Annotated in this window: 20 protein-coding genes; all 20 read left to right on the top strand. The window is 32.2% G+C overall.

The features are described from left to right. Positions 1 to 74 precede the first annotated feature (74 nt). The 20 genes from OA93_RS21245 to OA93_RS21340 all read left to right on the top strand — a co-directional run bounded on the left by OA93_RS21245 (position 75) and on the right by OA93_RS21340 (position 18,263). Positions 75 to 1,475, top strand: coding sequence for an anthranilate synthase component I family protein (locus OA93_RS21245; protein WP_039116114.1), 1,401 nt, complete (start codon positions 75 to 77; stop codon positions 1,473 to 1,475). A 100-nt stretch (positions 1,476 to 1,575) separates the two neighbouring features. Next, positions 1,576 to 2,034, top strand: a complete 459-nt coding sequence (locus OA93_RS21250) for a hypothetical protein (RefSeq protein ID WP_039116033.1) — start codon at positions 1,576 to 1,578, stop codon at positions 2,032 to 2,034. Between the two features lie 98 nt (positions 2,035 to 2,132). Further along, the gene (locus OA93_RS21255; protein ID WP_039116035.1) at positions 2,133 to 2,699 is read left to right on the top strand and encodes an aminodeoxychorismate/anthranilate synthase component II; all 567 of its coding nucleotides are present in this window, start codon (positions 2,133 to 2,135) and stop codon (positions 2,697 to 2,699) included. 102 nt (positions 2,700 to 2,801) lie between these two features. Further along, positions 2,802 to 3,209: a GNAT family N-acetyltransferase gene (locus tag OA93_RS21260; RefSeq protein WP_039116037.1), complete on the top strand. Its 408-nt coding sequence runs from the start codon at positions 2,802 to 2,804 to the stop codon at positions 3,207 to 3,209. 57 nt (positions 3,210 to 3,266) lie between these two features. Next, positions 3,267 to 4,268 (top strand): anthranilate phosphoribosyltransferase, encoded by a 1,002-nt coding sequence (trpD, locus tag OA93_RS21265; protein ID WP_039116038.1) that lies wholly within the window; start codon positions 3,267 to 3,269, stop codon positions 4,266 to 4,268. A 28-nt stretch (positions 4,269 to 4,296) separates the two neighbouring features. After that, the gene (locus OA93_RS21270; protein ID WP_240474774.1) at positions 4,297 to 4,758 is read left to right on the top strand and encodes a four helix bundle protein; all 462 of its coding nucleotides are present in this window, start codon (positions 4,297 to 4,299) and stop codon (positions 4,756 to 4,758) included. 65 nt (positions 4,759 to 4,823) lie between these two features. Then, the gene (gene trpC / locus OA93_RS21275) at positions 4,824 to 5,603 is read left to right on the top strand and encodes an indole-3-glycerol phosphate synthase TrpC (protein WP_039116041.1); all 780 of its coding nucleotides are present in this window, start codon (positions 4,824 to 4,826) and stop codon (positions 5,601 to 5,603) included. A gap of 83 nt (positions 5,604 to 5,686) precedes the next feature. Further along, positions 5,687 to 6,310: a phosphoribosylanthranilate isomerase gene (locus tag OA93_RS21280; RefSeq protein ID WP_039116043.1), complete on the top strand. Its 624-nt coding sequence runs from the start codon at positions 5,687 to 5,689 to the stop codon at positions 6,308 to 6,310. 55 nt (positions 6,311 to 6,365) lie between these two features. Further along, entirely contained in the window at positions 6,366 to 7,547 is a 1,182-nt protein-coding gene (gene trpB, locus OA93_RS21285) for a tryptophan synthase subunit beta (protein ID WP_039116046.1), read from the top strand. A gap of 168 nt (positions 7,548 to 7,715) precedes the next feature. After that, positions 7,716 to 8,351, top strand: coding sequence for a LysE family translocator (locus OA93_RS21290; RefSeq protein ID WP_039116047.1), 636 nt, complete (start codon positions 7,716 to 7,718; stop codon positions 8,349 to 8,351). Between the two features lie 18 nt (positions 8,352 to 8,369). After that, positions 8,370 to 9,107 carry a carbon-nitrogen hydrolase family protein gene (locus OA93_RS21295; RefSeq protein ID WP_039116049.1) on the top strand — a complete coding sequence of 246 codons (738 nt, stop codon included), beginning with the start codon at positions 8,370 to 8,372 and terminating at the stop codon, positions 9,105 to 9,107. A 179-nt stretch (positions 9,108 to 9,286) separates the two neighbouring features. Then, entirely contained in the window at positions 9,287 to 10,048 is a 762-nt protein-coding gene (trpA, locus tag OA93_RS21300) for a tryptophan synthase subunit alpha (RefSeq protein WP_039116050.1), read from the top strand. A 280-nt stretch (positions 10,049 to 10,328) separates the two neighbouring features. Then, positions 10,329 to 11,009 carry a mutarotase gene (locus OA93_RS21305; protein ID WP_039116051.1) on the top strand — a complete coding sequence of 227 codons (681 nt, stop codon included), beginning with the start codon at positions 10,329 to 10,331 and terminating at the stop codon, positions 11,007 to 11,009. Positions 11,010 to 11,196: 187 nt separating this feature from the next. Further along, entirely contained in the window at positions 11,197 to 11,826 is a 630-nt protein-coding gene (locus tag OA93_RS21310; RefSeq protein WP_039116052.1) for a TetR/AcrR family transcriptional regulator, read from the top strand. Beyond that, the gene (locus tag OA93_RS21315) at positions 11,816 to 13,147 is read left to right on the top strand and encodes a TolC family protein (RefSeq protein ID WP_039116054.1); all 1,332 of its coding nucleotides are present in this window, start codon (positions 11,816 to 11,818) and stop codon (positions 13,145 to 13,147) included. Before OA93_RS21310 ends, OA93_RS21315 begins: the two co-directional genes overlap by 11 nt. Positions 13,148 to 13,159: 12 nt before the next feature. After that, positions 13,160 to 14,239, top strand: coding sequence for an HlyD family secretion protein (locus OA93_RS21320; RefSeq protein WP_039116055.1), 1,080 nt, complete (start codon positions 13,160 to 13,162; stop codon positions 14,237 to 14,239). Positions 14,240 to 14,315: 76 nt separating this feature from the next. Beyond that, positions 14,316 to 15,896, top strand: a complete 1,581-nt coding sequence (locus OA93_RS21325; protein WP_039116057.1) for an MDR family MFS transporter — start codon at positions 14,316 to 14,318, stop codon at positions 15,894 to 15,896. 272 nt (positions 15,897 to 16,168) lie between these two features. Beyond that, entirely contained in the window at positions 16,169 to 16,708 is a 540-nt protein-coding gene (locus OA93_RS21330; RefSeq protein ID WP_039116059.1) for a hypothetical protein, read from the top strand. Between the two features lie 93 nt (positions 16,709 to 16,801). Next, positions 16,802 to 17,161 (top strand): four helix bundle protein, encoded by a 360-nt coding sequence (locus tag OA93_RS21335; RefSeq protein ID WP_039116060.1) that lies wholly within the window; start codon positions 16,802 to 16,804, stop codon positions 17,159 to 17,161. Positions 17,162 to 17,204: 43 nt separating this feature from the next. Then, complete coding sequence (locus OA93_RS21340; RefSeq protein WP_039116062.1) at positions 17,205 to 18,263, top strand: nucleoid-associated protein; 1,059 nt, start codon at positions 17,205 to 17,207, stop codon at positions 18,261 to 18,263. Positions 18,264 to 18,269: the final 6 nt, after the last annotated feature.

Genomic DNA, 18,269 nt, shown 5'->3' on the forward strand with positions numbered 1-18,269 from the left:
CATCACGACAAGTCTTTTTTTTTGTTCATAATTTTCCGGAAAATAATATATTAAATCTTAAAAAAATCAACACATTGAAACCTTTTATACTCAACACACACTACAAACAAATCCTTGCAGACACTGTAACGCCTGTGAGCATTTACTTTAAAATTAGAGATAAATTTCCTAATAGTTTATTGCTGGAAAGTAGCGATTATCACGGAAACGATAATAGTTTCTCTTACATATGCTGCAACCCAATTGCAAGTATTAAAATCGAGAACGAAACTATTTCTAAAGCTTATCCTGATGGAACTACAGAAAAAATAGCAATTGATGATTCGACTAATATTCCAGAAATTATTCAGGAATTTTCAGGACAATTTAAATCGGAGAAAAACGATTTCAAATTTATCAACAACGGATTATTTGGCTATATCTCTTACGATGCCGTTCGTTATTTCGAAAAAGTAACTATTGCAAAAAAAGACAATAGCATTTCTATTCCTGATGTATATTATGCAGTTTATCAAAATATAATTGCAATAAATCATTTTAAAAACGAAGCTTATATCTTTTGCCATAGCGTAGATGGAAGAAATAATATTTCTGAAATAGAACAATTATTGCAATCAAGAAATATTGCTTCATACCAATTCTCTAAAGAAGGCGAAGGATTCTCAAATCTAACCGATGAAGAATTTAAGCATAATGTAGCTTTAGCAAAAAAACATTGTTTCCGTGGCGATGTGTTCCAGTTAGTTTTATCACGTCGATTCACACAAGGATTTAAAGGTGATGAATTTAATGTGTACAGAGCATTACGAAGCATCAATCCTTCACCTTATTTATTCTTTTTTGATTATGGTGATTTCAAAATATTTGGTTCTTCGCCAGAAGCACAAATTATTGTAAAAAATCGTAAAGCCGAAATTCATCCTATTGCCGGAACTTTCAAAAGAACAGGAAATGATGAACAAGATGCCATTCTTGCCAAACAATTATCTGAAGATAAAAAAGAAAATAGTGAGCACGTAATGTTAGTCGATTTAGCCAGAAATGATTTAAGCCGAAACGGACACGATGTAAACGTAGAGAAATATCGTGAAGTACAATTCTTCTCTCATGTAATACACTTAGTATCAAAAGTTACAGGACATTTACATGAAAAAGCAACTACAATGCAAGTCGTAGCCGATACTTTTCCGGCAGGAACATTAAGCGGAGCACCAAAACACAGAGCCATGCAACTTATAGAAGAATACGAAAAAACCAATCGTACTTTTTATGGTGGTGCTATCGGTGTTATGGATTTTGAAGGCAACTTTAACCATGCCATCATGATTCGAACTTTCCTGAGTAAAAACCACCAATTGCATTGCCAGGCTGGAGCTGGAATCGTAGCAAACTCAGACGAAGAAAGCGAAATGCAAGAAGTATATAATAAATTAAGAGCATTAAATACCGCTCTTGAAATGGCAGAGAAAATTTAGTACTCGGTCGCAGTTTTTTAGTCTTAAGTTCCGAACGAAAAGCTTAAAAATTACAACTTAACAAACCAAACATTAAATAAAAATTAAACAACTAAAAACTATGAAAAACACTATTGGATTATTATTGGTTATGGTATTTTTAACTTCTTGCAACGAGAAAAACAAGCAAGAGACTACAAGTATTAAAAAAGACATTGAAGGAACCTGGCGACTTATATCGGCAGAGACAACCGAAAAAGATTCAACTTTTTCAACATTCAATCCAAAAACCAAAATGATTAAAATTATAAATGACTCCCACTTTGCATTCTTTAACCATGACTTAAATAACGGGAAAAAAGCAGATGCACTATTCTTCGGAGGTGGAGGAAAATATACTTTAAAAGATAGTACATACACAGAGAATTTAGAATATTTCAATAATAGAGACTGGGAGAACAACAAATTTGAATTTACAGTAAAATTTAAAAACGATACCTTAATTCAAAAAGGAGTTGAAAAAATTAAAAAACTTGGAATAGATAGAATAATCATCGAAAAATACGTTCGAGAAAAATAAAATAAAAAATTAGTTGCCAGTTTCAGTATTCAGTCACAGTTTAAAACTTAGCACCTCAGTCCCGAAACTTCGGGATAGCAACTTAGAACCTCAAAAAAATGAAAAAAATACTAGTAATAGATAACTACGATAGCTTCACTTATAATCTTGTACATTATCTGGAAGATTTAAATTGCGAAGTAACAGTGTACAGAAATGATGAATTTGATATTGATGAAATAGCAAGTTTCGACAAAATATTACTTTCACCAGGACCAGGAATTCCAGACGAAGCAGGTTTACTAAAAGCTGTTATTCAAAAATATGCATCAACCAAAAGCATACTAGGCGTTTGTTTAGGACAACAAGCCATAGGAGAAGTTTTTGGAGGAACATTATCAAACCTTGACAAAGTATATCATGGCGTAGCTACCAATGTGAAAACGGTTGTAGATGATGAACTTTTATTTGAAGGTTTAGGAAAAGAATTTGAGGTAGGACGTTATCACTCATGGGTTGTCGATGCAACTTTACCCGATGTTCTCGAAGCTACATCTTACGACGAAAACGGACAAGTAATGTCATTAAGACACAGAACCTATGATGTACGTGGAGTACAATTTCATCCCGAAAGTGTATTGACACCAAACGGGAAAAAAATGTTAGAGAACTGGGTTAAGAGTTAGTCTTTAGTTTACAGTAATCTGTCGCAGTATTCAGTCGCAGTTTACCATTTAAAGAAAAAACTTAGTAACTCAGAACCTTAGAACCTTAGCAACTTAAAAAAAATGAATATCAGAATTTTAGAAACCAAAGAAATTAATATCGAAGATATAATAACATTGTATAAAGCCAATGAATGGAGTTCGGCAGAAAAACCTGATTTATTATATAAAGCACTTTTAAATTCTGAAACTTTAATTACTGCTTGGGATGACAAAAAACTTGTTGGACTTGGAAATGCAATTTCCGACGGTTATCTAACTGTTTATTATCCACATTTATTAGTACTCCCAGAATATCAAGGAAAAGGAATAGGCAAAATGATTTGTGATAAAATGCAGGAAAAATATCGTGACTTCCATATGCAAATGTTAACCGCTGATGGAAAATCAATAGAGTTCTATACCAAAAATGGATTTGAACGTGCAGGACAAACAGAACCAATGTGGATTTATCAAGGAAACGAACATTAAATCAGTATTCAGTAAGCAGTACGCAGTCACAGTAAAAAACTTAGAGCCTAAAAAAAAATGAAAAATATATTAAACAAATTAACCAATCACGAAGTCCTTACTAAAGATGAGGCTAAAAACGTATTGATTAATATATCAAATGGTGATTATAACCCAAGTCAGATATCGGCATTCTTGACCATATTTATGATGCGAAGTATTAACATCGAAGAATTAGCAGGCTTTCGCGAAGCCTTATTAGACTTATGCATTCGCGTAGATTTATCGGCTTACAATACCATCGATTTAGTTGGAACTGGTGGAGACGGAAAAGATACTTTCAACATTTCAACTCTGGCTTCATTTGTTACGGCTGGTGCAGGAATAAAAGTAGCCAAACATGGTAATTACGGAGTTTCTTCTATTTCGGGTTCTAGTAATGTCATGGAAAAAATGGGAATCAAATTCTCCAATGATCCTGATTACATTGAAAAATGCATCGACAAAGCTGGAATTGCCATACTTCACGCCCCATTATTTCACCCCGCAATGAAAAATGTAGGTTCAATAAGAAAAGAATTGGCAGTAAAAACATTCTTTAATATGCTGGGACCAATGGTAAATCCATCGTTTCCAAAAAATCAATTATTAGGTGTATTTAACCTTGAATTGGCTAGAATGTATGCGTATTTATATCAAAATACCGATGTAAATTTCACAATATTACATTCGCTAGATGGTTATGATGAGGTTTCATTAACTGGTCCAACAAAGATTATTACAAACACGATGGAAGGTATGTTAAATCCGAGTGATTTTGGCGTTCGTCTTTTAGCACAAAGCGAAATACACGGAGGAAATTCTATCGAAGAATCAGCCGAAATCTTTGCATCAATCATTTCAGGAAAAGGAACCGAAGCTCAAAATAATGTGGTTTGCGCTAATGCAGCATTGGCAATTGCAACGGTTACAAAATGTACACCGCTAGACGGTTTTGGATTAGCAAAAGAAAGTTTACTTTCTAGAAACGCACACAAAGCGTTAAAGAAATTGCAAGAATTAAGTAAATTGAAAAATTGAAAGATTTAATGATTTAAAAATTAAAAAATTGCTAGACGAAATAAAACCATTTAAAATTTTGAAAACATTAAAATATCAACCCTACATATTTTTAAATCTTTCATTATTAAATAAAAAAATTATGACAAAATCTTTCGAAGAATTTGAAGTTTATAAAAAAGGTATTCAATTAGCAAAATTAATTTTTCAATTATTAAATCACAAACCGTTTGAAAAGGAATTTGGTTTTAAAGATCAGATAAAACGAGCCGTAATTTCTATTACAAACAACATTGCAGAAGGCTCTGAATATAACAATAACAAACAATTGATAAGGTATTTAAAAATTTCAAAAGGAAGTTGTGCAGAAGTAAGAAGTATGTTGATATTATCTCGTGAACTTGGTTTTTGTAACCAAACAGAAATTCAAGAAAGTTATCAAATAAGCATTGAGATTTCACAAAATTTATCAAATTTTATAAAATATCTAAGTACAAAAATTAAAGATTAATTTATAAACACACTGAATTTTTAAATCATTAAATCTTTCAATTTTAAATAAAAAAAATAACAATCATGAATATTTTAGACAAAATAATTTTCGATAAAAAAAGAGAAGTTGTTCTTAAAAAATCAATAATTCCAGTTTCGCAATTGGAAAGTTCTGTGTTTTTTGAAAGAAAAACTATTTCTTTAAGTCAAAAACTAAAAGTAAGCTCAACAGGAATCATTGCCGAACACAAACGTCGTTCTCCATCTAAATCTGTCATAAACCAAAGTTTTACGGTAGAAGAAGTGGTAAAAGGATACGAAAATGCAGGCGCTTGTGGAATTTCAGTTTTAACCGATGGGAAATATTTTGGAGGTTCACTCGATGATTTACTTTTGGCAAGAGCATCGGTAAATATTCCGTTATTGCGAAAAGAATTTATTATTGATGAATACCAAATATTAGAAGCCAAAGCTTATGGAGCCGATTTAATTTTGCTTATCGCTGCGGTTTTAACAAGAGAAGAAATCAAGTCATTATCTGAATTTGCAAAAAGCTTAGGATTAGAAGTTTTACTAGAAGTTCATAATCAGGAAGAATTAGAAAAATCGATTATGCCAACGCTGGATATGATCGGAGTTAATAACAGAAACCTAAAAACGTTTGAAGTTAGTCTGGATTTCAGCAAACAATTAGCAGCACAAATTCCTGATGATTTTATAAAAGTTTCCGAAAGCGGAATCTCCTCTGTCGAAGCCATTAACGAATTAAAACCTTATGGTTACAAAGGTTTCTTAATTGGTGAAAACTTTATGAAAACCGATAACGCAGGACAAGCAGCTATTGACTTTATTAGTCAGCTATAAGCTTTATGCTGTAAGCAATAAGCCTTCTTAACATTACTAATTTAGCTTAAAGCCTAAAGCTTAAAGCCAAAAGCATCAAAAAAATGAAATTAAAAATCTGTGGTATGAAATATCCCGACAATATAACCGAAGTAGGCTCGCTCCTACCCGATTATATGGGATTTATATTCTGGGAGAAATCGGCTCGATATTTTGACGGAATCATTCCCGATTTACCAAAATCGATTAAGAAAGTTGGTGTTTTTGTGAATCAAAGTCAGAAAGATATTCTAGATAAAATTTCGAAATACGATTTGCAGGCCATTCAATTACACGGTCACGAATCAGTTGAATTTTGTCAGGAATTAAAAAATAACATTGATCCTAAAATCGAACTTATCAAAGTGTTTTCTGCCGATGAAAATTTTGATTTTGAAGTATTAAAACCATACGAATCAGTTTGTGACTATTTCCTTTTTGATACCAAAGGAAAGTTACCCGGCGGAAACGGAACTGCATTCAATTGGAGCATATTAAACAAATACAATTCGAAAAAACCATTCTTCCTTAGTGGCGGAATCGGAATAGAAGAAGTAGCAACAATAAAAGAGATTTCGAAAACCAATTTACCTATTTATGCCATCGATGTAAACAGTAAATTCGAAATCGAACCAGGGTTAAAAGATAAAAACATATTATATAGTTTCAAACAAAACTTACAACTTTAAACAGTAAAGACGCACCAAATGCATCTCTACACATAACATTATAAAAAAATAAACTATGTCATACAACGTTAACGAAAAAGGCTATTATGGAGAGTTTGGAGGAGCCTACATTCCAGAAATGTTATATCCAAACGTAGAAGAACTACGCCAAAACTACCTAAAAATTACTGCCGACCCAAGCTTTCAAGCCGAGTTCGATGCACTATTAAAAGATTATGTAGGTCGCCCTACTCCATTATATTTTGCCGAAAGACTTTCGAAAAAATACAATACCAAAATCTACTTAAAAAGAGAAGATTTATGTCATACAGGAGCACATAAAGTAAACAATACTATTGGACAAATTTTGCTTGCAAAACGTCTTGGTAAAAACCGAATTATTGCCGAAACCGGTGCAGGTCAACATGGAGTTGCAACGGCTACAGTTTGTGCATTAATGGGATTGCAATGTATTGTATATATGGGCGAAATCGACATTAAGCGTCAAGCGCCAAATGTGGCTCGTATGAAAATGTTAGGCGCAGAAGTTCGTCCGGCACTTTCAGGTTCTAAAACCTTAAAAGATGCTACAAACGAAGCCATTCGCGATTGGATCAATAATCCTGTAGATACCTATTATATCATCGGTTCTGTGGTTGGTCCACATCCTTATCCCGATATGGTAGCACGTTTTCAAAGTGTGATTTCTGCCGAGATAAAAACGCAATTATTAGAAAAAGAAGGTCGCGAAAACCCAGATCACGTTATTGCTTGTGTTGGTGGAGGAAGTAATGCTGCCGGAGCTTTTTACCATTTCTTAGACGAAAAAAACGTAAATATTATTGCTGTCGAAGCAGCAGGTCTAGGAGTTGATTCAGGCGAAAGTGCTGCAACATCGGCATTAGGAAAAATCGGAATCATTCACGGAAGTAAAACATTATTAATGCAAACTCCCGACGGACAAATTACCGAGCCATATTCTATCTCGGCAGGTTTAGATTACCCAGGAGTTGGTCCAATGCATGCTCATTTATTTGCATCTGGCAGAGCCGAATTTATTTCGATTACCGATGACGAAGCAATGCAATTTGGCTTGCAATTATCCAAAACCGAAGGAATTATTCCAGCAATCGAAAGCGCGCATGCCTTTGCCGTTCTGGAAAAAAAGAAATTTGGACCAGACGAAATCGTAGTTATTAATTTATCAGGTCGTGGCGATAAAGATTTAAATACGTATATCGATTATTTCAAGTTATAGTTGGGCGTTACCGTCAGAAAAAGACGGTCGGATTTCCCGATAGCTATAGGGACGCTATATCTTTTTAAGGCTAAAAAAAAAAACTAAAAAAGGATGTCGCTTTTATCCCTAACGCAAATCGAGCATCAGTAGAATTAGTTCCAAAAAAAACAATTAAAAATTAAGAATATGAACGGTATAATTCATTATGAAACTTTTATTTTAACGGGATTACTTTTAAATATAACTCCTGGTAATGATACTATTTTCATATTAAGCAGAAGTATGGCACAAGGAAAAAAAGCTGGATTTATGTCTGTACTAGGAATTGCTACAGGCTCCTTAATACATACAATCCTTGCTGCATTTGGACTTTCTATTATTATTGCCAAATCTATACTCGTTTTTAGTATTATTAAATATGCCGGTGCCGCTTACTTATTATATATTGGCTACCAAATGCTCACGGACAAAACTCGACTTAATACTGATGTTTCTTTTTCAGAGAAATCAATTAATCTAAAAAAAATATACAGAGACGGAGTAATAACAAATGTATTGAATCCAAAAGTAGCATTGTTTTTCATTTCGTTTCTACCACAATTTATAGATTCTGGTTTAAAAAATACTATTGTCCCTTTTATAACACTTGGAATAACATTTACAATTACAGGAACAATATGGTGCTTATTTTTAGCGAACTTTTCTTCTATAATTTTTGCAAAACTAAAGTATAACAAGAAACTTTCAAATTATATAAACAAAAGTTGTGGAGCTGTTTTAATAGGTTTAGGAATAAAAGTAGCACTAACAAATAAGAACTAAATAACACAAATTATTAAAATGATATTAGCAGCAGCTCAGACCAAACCAAAACGAGGAGATATCGATTCAAATTTATTGGATCATTATCGTCTTATAGAATTGGCAATAACAAAAAATGCCGATTTAATCGTATTTCCAGAACTATCGATTACAGGTTATGAAAGAGAAAATGCAAGTGAACTTACTTTCACAGAAAATGATTCACGATTAGAGCATTTAAAAAAATTAGCTGTAGATAATAAGATTGTAATTGTTGCTGGAGCACCTATAAAAATTAAAGACCAATTGTTTATTGGAGAATTTATTATTTCTCCAGACAATTCGGTTTCTATTTATACAAAGCAATTTCTTCATGAAGGCGAAGATGTTTATTATCAATCGTCTTTTGATTATAATCCAACAATCGAATTAGAGAACAAAAAAATCTCTTTTGCCATTTGTGCCGATATTGATAATCCGCTGCACCCAAAAAATGCAAGCGAGAATAAAACTGCAATTTATATTGCCAGTATTTTCTTTACGCCAAACGGAATTCCTGTTGCGTATAAAGCGCTACAAGATTACGCCAGCACCTACAAAATGAATGTGCTTATGTCTAATTTTAGTGGTGAATCATGGGGATATCCTTCAGGTGGAAAAAGTGCATTTTGGAATAATAAAGGTGAATTAATCGCTCAAATGAATGATTCGGATGCTGGATTATTGATTGTAAAAAATCAAAATGATACTTGGACAAGTGAGATTGTAAAAATTTAAAAAAATAATGCCACAGATTAAAAGGATTTTCACAGATTAAAGAAAAAGTGAAATAATTTTACAGTAGAAATCAATGATAATTCTTTTTAATCTGTGGCAAAAAAATTAATAATGTACCTAACAGTCCTGTCCCGAAGTTTCGGGATCGGGATAAAACCGTTAGACTAAAAAATAAAAAAATGAACAAAATAAATCAAAAACTACAAGAAGATAAAAAGATACTTTCTATCTATTTTTCTGCGGGATATCCTAATCTTAGTGATACCGTGCAAATCATTCAGGATTTAGAAAAAAGCGGAATCGACATGATCGAAATCGGATTACCATTTAGTGATCCTTTGGCCGATGGACCAACAATTCAGGCAAGTTCTACTCAGGCATTGCATAACGGAATGACAACTCAGGTTTTATTTAACCAACTAGAAAAAATTCGCGAAAGCGTAACAATCCCGTTGGTAATAATGGGCTATTTTAACCCGATTCTACAATATGGAGTCGAAGAGTTTTGCAAAAAATGTGCTGCAATAGGAATCGATGGATTAATTATTCCTGATCTTCCTGTAGATGTTTATGCAGAACAATACAAAGAGATTTTCGAAAAACACGGCTTAATAAATGTATTCTTAATCACGCCACAAACGTCTGATGATCGTATAAAATTTATCGATAGCGTTTCTAACGGATTTATATACATGGTAAGTTCTGCAAGTGTTACTGGTTCTCAATCTGGTTTTGGTAGCACGCAAGAATCATATTTTAAACGTATTGCCGATATGAACCTTAAAAATCCACAGGTTATTGGTTTTGGAATTAATAATGCTGAAACATTTAATCAGGCAACTCAATTTGCAAAAGGAGCCATTATCGGAAGTGCTTTTATCAAACATTTATCTGAAAAAGGAACAGGAAATATTGCTGAGTTTGTAAAGGCTATTAGATAACATATTAATTTTATTATTAAAAGCTCCAGCGGAGCGCAATATTTATAGCCAATACAAAATGTTCGTTCAATTAGCTCCAGCGGAGCGATATATTTATTTTTCTTATAATTACTAAAATGTCACCCCGATGGGGTTTCTTTGAAAATGATTGAAATTTTTATAAATATAGCGTCCCGCTGGGACTTTATATACAAGAGCTTAATTAATTAAAATCTTTTAAATCTGTGGCTTAAAAACAATTTAGCAAATAGAAACATAGATTAAAAAAAATCAATACAAAATGGATTTAGCCTCTCATTACAACAATTTGTTCATGGAATCCTGTGAGAAAATATCGAATGACAATTATGTTATCGATATGCAAATTGATGATTTGAGTGATAACCGTTTAGGAATTACATTATTAATTAGACCTTCAGAAGAGATTAAAAATAGCATTCAACTTTTTTTAAATGAATTAAAAGAAGTTGATGCTTCTCAATATTATTATCCTAATTCGGATATTCATATTACAATACTATCTATTATATCTTGTTATGATGGATTTGATTTAAACAACATTACAATACAAGATTATGTTGCTTTAATTAATAAATGTATTGCTGGTTTAAATAAATCAGTAATTAATTTACACGGAATTACTGCCTCCCCTTCGGCAGTAATGATTCAGGGATTCCCAAGCGATACAAGTATAAACGATTTACGAGATAATCTTCGTACAGCGTTTAAAGAAACTACTCTCGAACAAAGTATCGATAAACGATACTCTTTATTTACTACACATTTAACGGTTGTAAGGTTCAGAAAACCTATAAAAAACAAGGATTTATTCTTAAAAACACTACACAAATACCGTGATTATAACTTCGGAAAATTTGAAATAAAAAACCTCGAATTGGTACATAATGATTGGTATCAAAGAGCTGAATTTATCAAAACTTTATCTGATTTTAAAATCTAATAATTCCTTAAACCCTAAATATTCTATATCGTTATAATCGAGTCAATCAATTAATAATCAGTATTATATAACAAAATAAACATTCACTTATAAAGGAATATTTTAGTTAAAATTATGTTAAATAAAAACTAAACGACTGTTTAAATTAAACACTTGTTTAATTTTGTACCCGATTAGAAACTCACTCATGTCACACATCGAATTAAACGAGAAAAAAATTCAAATTCTCAAGGTTGCAGAAAAGCTTTTTTCTGATAAAGGATTTGAAGGAACTTCGATACGAAATATTGCCAAAGAAGCAAAAATTAACATTGCCATGGTGTCGTATTATTTTGGTTCCAAAGAACGATTACTCGAATCGTTGATTATATATCGAACATCGGATCTGAAACTACAATTAGAAAATTTACTACAAGAAGATTTAGAACCTATCGATAAAGTAAATAAGTTAATAGAACTTTATATCAACAAGATTAACTGCAATGGTGGGATTTTCAGAATTATGCATTTTGAATTGACTTCTAAAAAAAGAGAAAAAACTTTAAATCACTTTACCGAATTAAAGAAAGGCAATCTTAAATCATTGGAAAGCATTATCCATGAAGGTCAGGAAAAAGGTGTTTTCCGAAAAGATGTTATTATCCCATTAATCACTCCTACTATTCTTGGAACTTTTTTTCATTTCCATATGAATAAAGTCTTCTTCGAAAAAATATTGAATTTAAATACCGAAGCTTTATATAACGATTACATAAAAACACACTTAACAAAACACATTCAACAAACTATAAAAGCCTTACTTGTTTATGAAAATTAATCCAATTATGCTCTTTGGGATTTTCCTAGTCGGAATTTCCTCATTAGAAGCTCAAGAAAAAACGAGTCTTACCCTAGATGATGCTGTACGAATAGCATGGGAGAAGAGTGACGAAGTCACGTTGGCTAACACAAAAGTCAACACTAAAAAGTATGAACTTAGATCTATTAAAAACAACCAATATCCAGATTTAAAAGCTTCTGGACAATACCAAAGGTTGGCTGGTGCTGAAGTAGATTTAAAAATGAATCAAGAAAGTGGTTCTGGCTCTGGATCAATGCCAAATCCTGATCAATTGATGTTAGGTCAACTTAGCGCAAGTTTACCAATATTTGCAGGTTTTAAAATTCAGAATAGTATTAAAATATCTGAAAATTTATACCAAGCAGAAATTGCTACTTCATTAAAAACTAAAGAAGACATTGCTTTAAGAGTTGTAAATTACTATGCTGATTTATACAAAGCTCAGAAGACAATTGACCTTTTAAACGAAGATCAAAAACAAGCTAAACAGCGTGTAACTGATTTTATCGAATTGGAAAAAAACGGAATCATTCCGAGAAATGATTTATTGAAATCTCAATTGTTAGTTTCTAAAATCCAATTATCTATAGATGAGGCAAATAAAAATTTAAATATTTTGAATTATTATTTGATAACCTTACTTAAATTAGATCCTACAACTAAGCTTTATGTTAGAGAAAGTGATTTTATCAACTATAAAATGGATAATATCCCTACAAATGAGCAACCTGCTTTAGAGAATCGTAAAGATCTGGAAGCATTACGTTACCAAGAAAAAGCAAGTGAGTCTAACATAAAAATGGCAAAAAGTGCTTACTACCCTTCTGTTTCTTTATTAGGTGGTTATGCTGCTGTAGATGTTAGAAATATTCTTACGGTACAAAACGCAATGAACTTTGGAGTTGGCGTTTCTTACGACCTTAGTGGTATATTAAAAAAAGGAGCTGATATAAAACAAGCGCAAAGCAAAGCAGATGAAGTAAAAAGCTCTGAAGAAATCTTGACAAATTATATTAAAGTCGAAGTACAACAATCTATCGAAAACTATAATCTAGCTGTAAAACAAAGTGCTGTTTATGACTTAGCATTAGAGCAAGCATCTGAAAATTATAGAATCCTGAAAGATAAATTCGACAATGGTCTTGCTGACACCAACGATTTACTTGAAGCTGATGTAGAACATCTTAGTGCCAAAGTAAATACAGCAACATCTAAAGCCGATATCATCCAGAGATATTACGAGATGCTTTCAAAAACAGGACAATTATCACAATCATTCAATCTTACAAAAATATAATCGACAGCCAACATGGAAAAGAAAAAAACAAATACCAAATTTATAATTATACTAGCACTTTTGGTTCTAGTTGGTGGAACTTACGGGATCTACAAATACATGCACTCTCTTGCTCACGAAGAAACGGATGATGCTCAAATAGAGAAAAAAATGAATCCAATTATCCCAAGAGTTTCGGGATATATTAGTAAGGTTTATGTAAAAGATAATGACTTTGTAAAAAAAGGAGATACTTTATTTACAATAGACAAAAGAGATTACCAATTAAAAATTGATGAAGCTAATGCTGCTTTATTAGGTGCTGAAGGTTCATTTGAGGCTGCAAAAGCAGATATCGGAAGTGCTTTGGCAAACATCTCGGTTTCGGATGCAAATGTAAGATCTGCAAGTGGTAATATCGAAAGTGCTAAAATTAGATTGGTACAAATAACAAATGACTACAACCGTTACAATAACTTGTACAAAAGTCATACGATTACAAAACAACAGTACGAAAAAGCATTAACTGCAAAAGAAGAAGCAGAAAGTCAAGTACGTGTTTTACAACAACAAGAAAAAGCAAGTTCTTACCAAAAATCAGTTATTCAGGCAAAATCTAAAGCTACTGATAAGCAAACTGAAGTTGCTGCTGCAAATATCAAAAAAGCAAAAACATTATTAGATGTTGCACATTTAAACTTGTCTTATACTGTGGTTACTGCAGCAATTGACGGTCAGGTTTCTAAAGTAGATATCCAACCAGGACAATTAGTTCAGCCAGGACAATCTTTATTTTATATCATCAATAACTCTGAAGCTTGGGTTGTAGCTAATTTTAAAGAAACTCAGCTTAACAAAATGATTGTTGGTCAAAAAGTAACTTTAAAAGTAGATGCTTATCCTAATCATGAATTTAAAGGAACTCTTACTTCATTTTCTCCAGCAACAGGATCACGTTTTTCTTTACTTCCTCCTGATAACGCAACTGGAAACTTTGTAAAAACAATTCAAAGATTACCTGTAAAAATCAACTTGGACGCTGATAATGATATCGAAAAAGTAAAATTATTGAGACCAGGAATGAACGTGGATGTAGATGTACATATAAAATAAAATTGCACTTATTCAGGATTAAATATCCTGGAAAGAATTATACATTCATTTTAGAAAAGTATTCTAATACAACAAAATGGTAAAAGTAGAAGATGATTTAGTAGAATATGGCTACAGACGAGTTTTAATTACGATAACCGCAGTACTTTGTGCTTTGCTGGAAATCGTAGATACAACTATCGTAAACGTAGCTTTAACCGACATGAGAGGAAGTCTCGGTGCTACATTAACAGATGTTGCATGGGTTATTACAGCTTATGCTATTGCAAATGTTATTGTAATCCCAATGACGAGTTGGTTGTCACAACAATTTGGAAGACGAAATTATTTTGTAACGTCGATTATAATTTTCACCTTATCTTCTTTTTTATGTGGTAATGCCTCCAATATTTGGGAACTTATTGCATTCCGATTTATTCAGGGGCTTGGTGGTGGAGCATTATTAGTTACTGCGCAAACCATTATAACCGAGAGTTATCCTATTGCCAAACGAGGAATGGCTCAGGCAATTTACGGAATGGGAGTTATTGTAGGTCCAACTTTAGGTCCGCCTTTGGGAGGATATTTAGTAGATAATTATTCTTGGCCGTATATTTTTTATATCAATATTCCATTAGGGATTATTGCTACAATTTTGGCAATTTCTTTCGTAAGAAGTCCAAAATATGGCGAAAAACTAAAAGCCAATCAAGTCGATTGGTGGGGAATAATATTCTTGGCGTCCTTTATTGGTTCTTTACAATTTGTTTTAGAACACGGACAACAAGACGATTGGTTCAATGATTCATTGATTGTAACATTAAGTGTAGTAACCGTTTTTGGGCTAGTATTATTTATCTGGCGAGAACTCACCTATAAACATCCAATTGTAAATTTGAGTGTACTTAAAGATGGAAATCTCCGTATTGGTACCATAATGTGTTTCATTCTTGGGTTTGGACTTTATGGATCAACATTGATTATCCCGATTTATACACAATCTGTCTTAGGATGGACAGCGACCGATGCCGGATTATTACTTATTCCGGGGTCGATTACAACCGCTTTTATGATGCCTATTATTGGTAAATTAATTCAGAGAGGAGTTCCGCAAGGATATATGGTAGGAGTTGGATTCTTGATTTTCTTTTTCTTCACCTTTATGATGTATAATAATATGACTCCCGACACAGGAGTTGAACATTTATACTGGCCATTAATTTTAAGAGGTATTGGTTTAGGATTACTTTTTGTACCTATAACAACATTATCACTTTCGACCTTACAAGGAAAACATATTGGTGAGGGAGCTGCATTTACAGGAATGATGCGACAATTAGGAGGATCATTTGGTATTGCGATTATCACCACCTTTATTACGCGATTCAGTCAGAAACATCGTGTAGATTTAGTATCTCATTTAGACGCAAGTAAATTTGAAGTACAACAAAGAGTTGCTATACTACAAAAAGGATTTATGTCTAAAGGATTTAGTAGTAATGAAGCTTTAAATAAAGCCTATCAGGTAATCGATTATTCGGTAATGAAACAAAGTACCGTTTTGGCGTACATGGATATATTTATGTACTTAGGTATTATGTTTTTATGCTGTATTCCTATTATCCTTTTGATTAAAAAAGGAAAAAATAAAATCAACCCTGCCGATGCGATGCATTAATAAAGCAGATCTAGAATAAATAATCTTAAGTATTTATATTTAAAGCCGTTGCGAAAGTTTTTTCGCAACGGCTTTTTATTTTCACGTACATTATTTAGGATAAAAAACTATCTTTATTATTAAATACGAACCACATAATATAAAACTTTCTTACGAATAATTATGCTGTATTACCAAACACAATAAAGATTTATTTCATTGCGAAATAATATTTATAGAGTATATTTGCACTTGCTTTTTAGCAGCAATAAAAACAAAAAAATAGTTAAGTTATGGTTTATAAATTTAGAGTAATTCTAGATGCAGAAGAAGATATTTTTAGAGATATAGCAATTCTTGAAGAAGATACTTTAGAAGATTTACACAACGCCATCTTCAATTCTTTTGGTTTTGACGGAATGGAAGTAGCTTCATTTTATACCTGCGATGAAACTTGGAATCAAGAAGATGAAATTCCACTTTTTGATACCGGAGATGTTCCTGGCGAACAAAAAACAATGAGTGATTATACTTTATCAGATATACTAGATAAAGAAAACACTAAGATTATATATGTCTACGATTTTATCCATATGTGGACATTTTTGGTTGAACTAGCTGCAGTAGAAGACCAAGTTGCTGGTAATCTTTATCCAGAAACACTTTTCTCTCATGGTGAAATGCCAGACGATTCAGGAGAAAAAAACTTCGAAGCAGATATGCATGATGATATCTATGGCGAATTTGAAGATGATTTAGACGAAGACGATTTAGATATGTTCGAAGGAGACGATAGTTTCGAAGATTATGGATTTGAAGAGAATTGGAATTAAATTCTTGAGGTACTAAGGTTCTAAGTTGCAAAGATTCTAAGTTTTAAAAAATTAAAGATTTTTCTTATATTTATTGAAATTAAATTTTCAAATATGAGTAATTTCAAAAAGCTTTTAATCTGGCAAAAATCGATGTCCTTAATTACCAAAATCTATATTTCAACAAATAATTTTCCAAAAGAAGAAGTCTTCGGATTAACTTCACAAATAAGACGAAGCTCGATTTCAATTCCAAGCAATATTGCTGAAGGATTTGGACGAGAAAGCAACAAAGATTTTTTACGCTTTTTAAACATTTCAATAGGTTCTTTATTTGAAATGCAAACACAATTAGAAATTGCTAAAAATATAGCATATCTAAACGAAGACGAATTTAATAATTTATATGAGGATAGTCGAGAAGTAGAAAGAATGTTAGTTTCTTTTATTAATAAATTAAAAGAAAGAAGCTAAATCTCAGTACCTTTAAAACTTAGCACCTCAGAACCTAAAAAAAATGATAAACCTTTTCAACACCCACATCGACACGCTTGCGATTCACCGCGTAGGAAACAAGAGCAGAAACGAAGCTATTTTTTTATCAGACCAGCCATTTAATTTAAATGACGAAATCGTTCCTCTGATAAAAGAATACTTTTTCAAGCCTTTTAGAGAGAAAGAAGAAAACTATTATCAGTTTGCACACGAAGTCGATTTGGATTATAACGACATGTTTAAATATGCTACTGAGATTTTTGACAATCCAGGAAATTTACAGGAAGTTTCAAAAAGAATTACAACACATTTATACGAGCAATCAAACCACCCGCACATTAAAAACGGTGAGGTTTATGTAACGTATTTAACAAATTTAAGTATCGATAATAATGTTGTTGATGCAATTGGAATTTTTAAAAGCGAATTACAAGCAGACTTTTTACAATTTGAAGAAAAAGACAGCAACCTTGAAATGATTTTGCAACAAGGTATCAACCTTAACAAATTAGACAAAGGGTGTTTGATTTTTAATTATAAAAAAGACGAAGGGTATAAAATCCTAACTGTAGATAGCAACCGTTATGACGCACGTTACTGGTTAGAGCACTTTTTATCTGTAGATGCCTTTGAAGATGAAAACTTCATCACCAAGAAATACTTAAAATTCTGTCAGAGCTTTGCAAAAGATGTAGTATTGCCAGCAGAAGATAAAAAAGAAGAAGTAATGTTCATGAACCGTTCTGTGAATTATTTCGCAAAGAACGATCAGTTTGAAGAGCAAAATTTCCTAAACGAAGTATTAGACAATCCAGATTTAATTCCTGAATTTAAAAACTACAAAGTTGATAAAGGAGAGAAATACAGTATCGAAGATATTACAACCTTCCCTATTGCCAACTCTGCAGTTTCTGATGCAAGAAAATCAATCAAAAACGTTATCAACTTAGACACACATATACAAATCAAGATGGATTTTATTAATCCTGAAAGTGCTGAAAAATTTGTAGAAAAAGGTTGGGATGAAGAAAAACAAATGTATTATTACTTAGTTTATTTCAACAAAGAAGAGAAGAGTTAATATTAA

It is taken from the genome of Flavobacterium sp. KMS (assembly GCF_000813005.1).
Classification (GTDB): domain Bacteria; phylum Bacteroidota; class Bacteroidia; order Flavobacteriales; family Flavobacteriaceae; genus Flavobacterium.

What these genes read in the sequence shown, in the direction of transcription:
- trpD (WP_039116038.1), top strand. Translation starts at nt 3,267, where the DNA reads ATGAAAAATATATTAAACAAATTAACCAATCACGAAGTCCTTACTAAA.
- OA93_RS21330 (WP_039116059.1), top strand. Translation starts at nt 16,169, where the DNA reads ATGGTTTATAAATTTAGAGTAATTCTAGATGCAGAAGAAGATATTTTT.
- trpB (WP_039116046.1), top strand. Translation starts at nt 6,366, where the DNA reads ATGTCATACAACGTTAACGAAAAAGGCTATTATGGAGAGTTTGGAGGA.
- OA93_RS21335 (WP_039116060.1), top strand. Translation starts at nt 16,802, where the DNA reads ATGAGTAATTTCAAAAAGCTTTTAATCTGGCAAAAATCGATGTCCTTA.
- trpA (WP_039116050.1), top strand. Translation starts at nt 9,287, where the DNA reads ATGAACAAAATAAATCAAAAACTACAAGAAGATAAAAAGATACTTTCT.
- OA93_RS21250 (WP_039116033.1), top strand. Translation starts at nt 1,576, where the DNA reads ATGAAAAACACTATTGGATTATTATTGGTTATGGTATTTTTAACTTCT.
- OA93_RS21315 (WP_039116054.1), top strand. Translation starts at nt 11,816, where the DNA reads ATGAAAATTAATCCAATTATGCTCTTTGGGATTTTCCTAGTCGGAATT.
- OA93_RS21295 (WP_039116049.1), top strand. Translation starts at nt 8,370, where the DNA reads ATGATATTAGCAGCAGCTCAGACCAAACCAAAACGAGGAGATATCGAT.
- OA93_RS21305 (WP_039116051.1), top strand. Translation starts at nt 10,329, where the DNA reads ATGGATTTAGCCTCTCATTACAACAATTTGTTCATGGAATCCTGTGAG.
- OA93_RS21260 (WP_039116037.1), top strand. Translation starts at nt 2,802, where the DNA reads ATGAATATCAGAATTTTAGAAACCAAAGAAATTAATATCGAAGATATA.
- OA93_RS21255 (WP_039116035.1), top strand. Translation starts at nt 2,133, where the DNA reads ATGAAAAAAATACTAGTAATAGATAACTACGATAGCTTCACTTATAAT.
- OA93_RS21280 (WP_039116043.1), top strand. Translation starts at nt 5,687, where the DNA reads ATGAAATTAAAAATCTGTGGTATGAAATATCCCGACAATATAACCGAA.
- OA93_RS21340 (WP_039116062.1), top strand. Translation starts at nt 17,205, where the DNA reads ATGATAAACCTTTTCAACACCCACATCGACACGCTTGCGATTCACCGC.
- OA93_RS21290 (WP_039116047.1), top strand. Translation starts at nt 7,716, where the DNA reads ATGAACGGTATAATTCATTATGAAACTTTTATTTTAACGGGATTACTT.
- OA93_RS21310 (WP_039116052.1), top strand. Translation starts at nt 11,197, where the DNA reads ATGTCACACATCGAATTAAACGAGAAAAAAATTCAAATTCTCAAGGTT.
- OA93_RS21320 (WP_039116055.1), top strand. Translation starts at nt 13,160, where the DNA reads ATGGAAAAGAAAAAAACAAATACCAAATTTATAATTATACTAGCACTT.
- trpC (WP_039116041.1), top strand. Translation starts at nt 4,824, where the DNA reads ATGAATATTTTAGACAAAATAATTTTCGATAAAAAAAGAGAAGTTGTT.
- OA93_RS21325 (WP_039116057.1), top strand. Translation starts at nt 14,316, where the DNA reads ATGGTAAAAGTAGAAGATGATTTAGTAGAATATGGCTACAGACGAGTT.